This window comes from Streptomyces sp. S3(2020) (assembly GCF_013044505.1).
In the GTDB taxonomy this organism is placed as follows: domain Bacteria; phylum Actinomycetota; class Actinomycetes; order Streptomycetales; family Streptomycetaceae; genus Streptomyces.
In genome coordinates, this window is record NZ_JABERD010000405.1 from 1 (window position 1) to 4,099 (window position 4,099).

A 4,099-nucleotide genomic window follows, 5' to 3' on the forward strand; every position below is an offset into this window, starting at 1 on the left:
TCGACCTCCCGTCCTCCTTCCGGCTGCCGAACGGCACCTCCTGGACCCCCTGCCTGGAACCCGGCGAACTTCCGCAGGTCGAGGGCATGGTCGTCGACCGGCCACCGCCCCGCCCTACCCCGCCCTCTACCTCAGATCGTCACCCCGTCGATCTGAATCGTCTGCACCGCCTTCGCCGCGAACGGCACCGCCACCGACTTCCCGCTCAGATACGTGTTGGAGTACGACACGTACTTGTCGCCACCCGTCGTCACCGTGTTCCAGCGCGGGACGAGGCCACCCGTCCCGCCCGTCACCGTGGTGAAGTTCGAGAGGTTGAAGGTGAGGGTCTGGGCCGAGGTCGACGTGTTGAGCGCCACGATGACCAGCCGCTTCGCCGTCGCGTCGTAGGCCGCCGTCGCATAGCTCACGCCGGTGTCCAGGATGCGCATGCCGGGGCGGATGTGGCGGCTGAACTGGGCCAGCACGTAGTACTTCGTCTCGATCGCGCCGGCCTGCAAGGTGCTCGCGTCGTACTTGATCACGCCCCAGCCCGCGGTCGGGTCCATGACCTGCCAGTAGACCCAGGCCGTCGGGTGCAGCCAGCGGAAGTCGTAGAGGAGGTTGAAGGCCATGTTGTAGCCGGTGCCGTCGCTGTCGCCCGTCTCCGAGTTCCACAGCTTCTTGCCGGCCGTCGTGACCACGTCCGTGTAGAGCAGGTCCCTGCGGCCGCCGGAGCCCTGGTAGCCGTGCACGTTGACCTGGTCGACGTACCCCTTCGTCGTGGAGCTGAAGGAGTTCCAGGTGGTGCGGGCGAGGTCGTAGCTCGTCTCGTCGGAGGCCGAGACCTTGATTCCCGTCAGGCCACGGCTGTTCAACTCGCTGCGCATGTACGGCAGTACGGCTGACTGGACCGTCGAGTCCATGTGGCAGCCCTCCTGCGTACCGGTGGCGGTCCACCAGGACGACGAGGGCTCGTTGAAGGGGTCGACCGTCGCGAAGTTCACGCCCCAGTTGTTCTTGGCGTAGAGGGCGACGGCGGCGAGGTGGGAGGCGTGCTGGCGGTAGTTCCAGGTCTGGAGGTTGTTGCCGCCGCCCGAGGCGCCCGAGGGGTTGTGGTTGGAACACATCCACCACATCGGGGAGTTGGCGAACAGCTCCGTCGTCGCGCCGCGCGCCACCGCCTTCGTCAGCATCGCGCGCTGGGTGGCGTCCGCGGTCCAGTCCCAGGCGGAGGACGTGGGGTCCTCGTTGTTCCAGTCCTGCCAGTAGCCCTCGATCTGCTTGAACGCGGGGATGTTGGCGGAGGCCACCATCGACTCGCCGCCGACCGAGTTCCAGCTGCACGCGCCCAGGTTGTAGCGGGCGATGTTCATTCCGAGGCCGGGGAGCGAAGTGCTGTTGTAGGTCGTCGACTTGGTGGTGAAGAACAGGTCGGCGAAGTCGTCCCGGGCGCCGAACACGTTCGCCCACCAGGCGAGGGAGGTGCCCCAGCCCTCCCAAGTGCCGTACGACGTGCCGGGGTTGACGGCGATCGTGGCGTCCGCACGTGCGGTGCCCGTCGCCAGGGCGCTGCCGAGGAGGGTGCCTCCTGCGGCTGTCAGCAGCGTTCTGCGTCGGATCATGGCTGTCTTCTCCGCCTCTCCGTGGGGCTCGACCGCCTGTCCCTGAACGAACGGTCGGGCTAAAGACCTAAAGACCCAGTGGCTCGCCCACGCGCCCCCCGCGTGCCATCACGAAGCATCGGGTGTGGCGCACGGGGTTGTCGAGATGCGTGACAGCGCTTTCTTTCTATCCGGCTTTCTGTTTTTCCAACGGTTATCAGAAGGGGTGGAGGTTAGCGGGGGTCGCGGAGACCGGCGGTCAGTAGCGATACGTCGGCAGCAGCGTCGCGATCCGTATCAGCACCGCCGTCAGCGCGCCCGCCCACAGCAGTACGCCCAGCCACATCCCGAACACCGCCGTCTTGTAGCGCTCCGGGGTGTCCAGAACCGCCGTGCCGGGGACTCCCGGTGTGTGGATGACGCGGACCACCGCGCCCTCCGACAGCCGGTGCGCGCCCGGACCCGCGGCGGCGACCGCGTGTTCCTGCTCCTCGCCGTGCTCGTCGGTCCAGCGGACCACCGGATGCAGGGCGGGATACGTCCCCTCCCGGGACGCGGTGTGACCCGTCACGACCGCTTCCGCGCGGCGGCCCATGCGGCGCAGCACATGCTCGGTGAGGGCGACGCGTGCCTCGTACGCCGTGAGGACGAGGCCGCCGAGGAACGGGATCAGGGTGAGGAGCCAGTACTTACTCATGGCCGATGAGCCTATGGGCCTGGTCACTTGAGGTGGCAGCGCTTATCGTGCGGGCCCGGTGAAGGCGGCGTACACAGGCGGAGGGCGGTGTACGGCATGAGGGTTCCCGTCGTGGGGCACGACACCCGGCGTCGGCGTGCCCGTCGCCGGCGCGTGCTGTGGACGGGCGGCGAACTCCTCGTCACCGTAGGGCTCGTGCTCCTGTTGCTCGTCGTCCATCAGCTGTGGTGGACCAACCGGGAGGCGCGGCGGGGCGCCGAGCGGAAGGTGGAGGCGCTGGAGCGGGAGTGGGACACCGGGCAGGGGCCGGCCACCGCCCCCGGCCCGCAGGGCACCGACACCCCGACCACGGACACTGACACCGGCACCGCCCACGGGCAGTCGCAACAGTCAACGACCCGTTCCCGGCAACCCAGTTGGTCCCAGGCCTACGCCATCCTCACCATCCCCCGCCTCGGTCTGCGCGTCCCCGTCGCCGAGGGCGTCAGCAAGCAGGACGTCCTCAACAAGGGCTACGTCGGCCACTACCGCGGCACCCAACAGCCGGGCCAGGCAGGCAACTTCGCCGTCGCCGGGCACCGCAACACCCACGGCGAGCCCTTCCGGTACATCAACCGGCTCGCACCCAAGGACATCCTCCAGGTCGAGACCGAGGACGCCGTCTACACGTACGCCGTCGACAAGACCCTCACCCGGACCTCGGCCCGCGACTCGGGAGTGCTCCGGAACATCCCCCGCTCGACGGTCCACCCCTCCCGCGGCTACACCACACCCGGGTACTTCATCACCCTGACCACCTGCACCCCGGAGTACACGTCCCGGTACCGCCTGGTGGTCTGGGGCAAGCTGGTCTCGATGCGCCCCCGTTAGCCCACGTGCCGCCCCTCAGCGCATGCGCCACTCCTCGGCCGGAACGCAGTCGTACAGGGTGCGGGCCCAGTCGTTGGGCCTCCCGAAGACCAGCCGAGTCAGCAGCACGTCCCCGGCCCGCTGCGCACGCGGGTTCATCCCCAGCTCCTGCGAGCCGACATCGCCCTCGGTGGTGAACTCGAGGTCCCTGCCGGTGCGCTCCAGACAGGCGCTGAGCTCGGCCGCGAGCTCCGACGGCGGTCGGCCGACCAGCCGGATCCCGTCGAAGGTGACCTGAGGACCGGACAAGGCGTCCACGGCGACGCAGGTCAGTCCCATCGAGCCGACGAAGTAGGCGACGACGTCCGCTCCGTACGGCGAGGTACCCACGCCACGGAACCGCGTACGCAGCTGTTCGAGCCGGGTGAACCTGGTGATCTCCGTGGCGGCATCGGAGGCGTAGCCCCGGGCCTCCATCGCGACGGCCGCCTCGGCCGGGCGCATCCCGAAGCACAGCGGACCGACCCGTTCGAGCGGGACGTAGTCCCACTGCGCTCGATCGGACTCGGCGACCACGGCCCATGGGTCCTGCCACACGGCCCACGGCTCCGGCTCGGGTTCCGGCTCCAGTTCCAGCTCCATGGCGAGCACCCCCTGTCGGCAATCGCACCGCCGCCCTCATCGACGGCGCGCCGACCGGCATGATCCACCGAACAGCCCGCGCCCCCAACCTCACCTCACCTCACCCCCGCTCCCGCAACACCCCCAGCACCCGCGCCGGTTCGTCCACGAACCGCCCGCCCCCCCCCCCCGCCGCCCCGCGGACCCCCGCGCCCCCCCCCCCGCCCACCCCGACCCCCACCCCCGCCCCCGCCCGCCCCCCCGCCCCCCCCCCCCCCCCCCGCCCCCCGCCCCGCCCACCCCCCCCCCCCACGCCGCCGATGACTCCCCCCACCCCCCCCCCCCCCCC

The 4,099-nt window shown here is 70.2% G+C and carries 4 protein-coding genes; 1 reads left to right on the top strand and 3 read right to left on the bottom strand.

What is annotated here, in order from left to right; all coding sequences use genetic code 11:
- Positions 1–131: 131 nt before the first annotated feature.
- Both HLK59_RS48640 and HLK59_RS48645 read right to left on the bottom strand, forming a co-directional pair.
- Complete coding sequence (locus HLK59_RS48640; protein WP_171148105.1) at positions 132–1,604, bottom strand: beta-1,6-galactanase; 1,473 nt, start codon at positions 1,602–1,604, stop codon at positions 132–134.
- A 238-nt stretch (positions 1,605–1,842) separates the two neighbouring features.
- Complete coding sequence (locus HLK59_RS48645; protein ID WP_171148106.1) at positions 1,843–2,280, bottom strand: DUF3592 domain-containing protein; 438 nt, start codon at positions 2,278–2,280, stop codon at positions 1,843–1,845.
- A gap of 96 nt (positions 2,281–2,376) precedes the next feature.
- Between HLK59_RS48645 and HLK59_RS48650 the strand changes: the two genes are divergently transcribed.
- On the top strand, positions 2,377–3,150 hold the full coding sequence (locus tag HLK59_RS48650; protein WP_171148107.1) for a class E sortase: 774 nt from the start codon (positions 2,377–2,379) through the stop codon (positions 3,148–3,150).
- A 15-nt stretch (positions 3,151–3,165) separates the two neighbouring features.
- On the opposite strand, the gene HLK59_RS51785 is transcribed toward HLK59_RS48650, so the two are convergent.
- The gene (locus HLK59_RS51785; RefSeq protein WP_240983079.1) at positions 3,166–3,771 is read right to left on the bottom strand and encodes a hypothetical protein; all 606 of its coding nucleotides are present in this window, start codon (positions 3,769–3,771) and stop codon (positions 3,166–3,168) included.
- Positions 3,772–4,099 lie beyond the last annotated feature (328 nt).